The 2,260-nt window shown below is 45.8% G+C and carries 3 protein-coding genes; 1 reads left to right on the top strand and 2 read right to left on the bottom strand.

Annotated features, from left to right (window positions below):
• Positions 1–48: 48 nt before the first annotated feature.
• Positions 49–1,242 (bottom strand): ABC transporter permease, encoded by a 1,194-nt coding sequence (locus RMO84_RS08480; protein ID WP_310488029.1) that lies wholly within the window; start codon positions 1,240–1,242, stop codon positions 49–51.
• A 121-nt stretch (positions 1,243–1,363) separates the two neighbouring features.
• On the opposite strand from RMO84_RS08480, the gene RMO84_RS08475 reads away from it, so the two are divergent.
• Complete coding sequence (locus tag RMO84_RS08475; protein ID WP_310488028.1) at positions 1,364–1,966, top strand: glutathione S-transferase family protein; 603 nt, start codon at positions 1,364–1,366, stop codon at positions 1,964–1,966.
• A gap of 103 nt (positions 1,967–2,069) precedes the next feature.
• Here RMO84_RS08475 and RMO84_RS08470 read toward each other — a convergent pair.
• The coding region (locus RMO84_RS08470) for a 2-oxo acid dehydrogenase subunit E2 (protein WP_310488027.1) at positions 2,070–2,260 on the bottom strand (191 nt) is incomplete at its 5' end.

Here is a 2,260-nt window from a genome sequence, read left to right as displayed (position 1 = left end):
CCGCGTGATTTCAGTCGCTTCATGAATTGCCCCTACTTTTATTTTGTCTTAAGTACTTGTTGAAGAACGTTGTAAATTGCGCGGATCGAGGGCATCTCGTAAACCGTCGCCGAGCAGATTGAAAGCTAATACCGTGAGAATGATTAATAGTGCTGGCGGCCAAATCAACCACGGTTGAAAGATTAGAATCGAAGTATTAGTTGCGATCGATAGTAAGTTTCCCCAGGAAGGATCGGGTGGTTGAATTCCCAATCCAATCAAGCTTAATACTGATTCTGAGACGATAAAACTCGGAATCGCCAGCGTCGCGGAAATAATCAAATAAGTAGCCGTCTGTGGCAACACATGACGCAGGATAATATAAAACGGTTTTGCGCCCATTGCGCGGGCGGCTTGGACAAATTCCCGCTCCTTAATCGATAAAACTTGACCGCGAATCACCCGAGCCAATCCCGCCCAACTGATAAATGAGGTGATAATAATAATCAACAAAAAGCGTTGGGAACTGCTGACTCGATCGGGTAAAACCGAAGCTAAAGCAACTAATAAATACAGACTCGGTAACGTCATCAACACCTCCGCTACCCGCATGATTGCCGCATCGATCCAGCCACCAAAATAGCCTGCAATCCCGCCCAAAATCATCCCAATGGGGAAAGAGATTAACACGCCAATTAACCCGATAAATAGGCTAATTCTACCGCCGTAGACAAGCCGAGTAAATTGATCGCGACCCTGTTCGTCAGTACCAAACAGATTGATTTTACCCGCGCCGTTCGTACCAAATAAATGCCAGTCACAGGGAATTCCTGGGAAAATAGTAATCTCTTGAGCGTCAGCTTTAGGCTTCACAATTGGAGCTTTACCTTTCTTACTCTTTTTACTCATTTCCGGAGCGAATTTCGGCAGCAAGGGGATGCTGAATTGAAATAATTTATAACTATCGCCGCGCACGAAGAAGCTAATCGGCGATGGTTTAGTCGTGTCAATTTTTAACGGTCGATCGCCTGTGTTAATATCGGTGCGACCCTGAGTCGTCGGATATACATGCGGCCAACTCAATCCCCCCTGCGGACTCGTCCAATGGATGGCAGTCGGCGGTAGCAGCGAGCCATCATCCTGAGAGACATAAGGATCGTAGGGTGCGACAAACTCTGCTGCAATAACGGCCAGATACATCACGATTAAGGCAATCGCGCCCAATCTAGCCAAGCCATTTTGTTTTAATTGTTGCCACCACATGGGAGGTTCGGGGATAGAGGACAAAGTACACTGCGACTGCACTCAGTCTAAAGTACTACCCTTAGATTAATATAGATTTCACTCGGCGATCGCGCGATATCTATAAGTACGGCCAAATCTTATGCTCAAACTCTATCAATACGCACTGTCCGGCAATTGTTACAAGATCCGGTTACTGTTGAATCAACTTGGGATCGCTTATGAATGTATCCCTGTCGATATTCATCAAGGCGAGAGCCGAACACCAGAATTTCTAGCGATGAACCCAGTTGGTAAAATACCCGTCTTGGAAGTTAGCCCCGGACAATATTTGCCAGAATCGAATGCCATTATCTATTATTTAGCTGACGGGACTGACTTTTTGCCTGTAGATCGCTGGGAACGTGCAAAAGTAATGCAGTGGTTATTTTTCGAGCAATTCAGCCACGAGCCGAATATTGCCACCGTCCGATATTGGATTTCGATCGCCAAAATTGCGGACAAACATAAAGAAGCGATCGCTCACAAACAAGCCTTGGGTTATGCTGCGCTCCAGGTAATGGACGAGCATTTAAGCAAATATGATTATTTTGTCGGCAACCGCTACTCGATCGCGGATATTTCTCTCTATGCTTATACTCATGTCGCTGATGCAGGCGACTTCGATCTGAGTAAATTTCCCGCCATTTTAGCTTGGCTCGATCGGATTGTCAGTCAACCCAATTACCTCACGCTCTCGGCATAACGATCGACTGGAATTACTAGTCACAGCAGAAACCCGACTTTTTAAAAAAGTCGGGTTTCTAGTCTAGTCTATTTATAAATCTAAAGCGGCAAGATGCTGCTTGCTATAGAGTTAAAGATTGAGTATTAGTTTCAAGTAATAACGCTAAATCCTTGAGGAAATTAGCCGCATCAGCACCGTAGATAATCCGGTGATCGGCGGTCATATTCACTTGCATCTGACGGCGGATAGCAAATGTGCCTTCCTCACTAGCAACTACAACTGGCTTAGATGCGCCGACAGCCAGAATTGCGC

This window comes from Chamaesiphon sp. VAR_69_metabat_338 (assembly GCF_031423935.1).
In the GTDB taxonomy this organism is placed as follows: domain Bacteria; phylum Cyanobacteriota; class Cyanobacteriia; order Cyanobacteriales; family Chamaesiphonaceae; genus Chamaesiphon.
Note: the sequence above shows the minus strand (reverse complement) of the source record. Positions and strands in the feature narration are given on the sequence as shown.

Excerpts from the sequence above, each read along its gene's own strand:
- RMO84_RS08480 (WP_310488029.1), bottom strand. The coding sequence starts at position 1,242 with ATGTGGTGGCAACAATTAAAACAAAATGGCTTGGCTAGATTGGGCGCG.
- RMO84_RS08475 (WP_310488028.1), top strand. The coding sequence starts at position 1,364 with ATGCTCAAACTCTATCAATACGCACTGTCCGGCAATTGTTACAAGATC.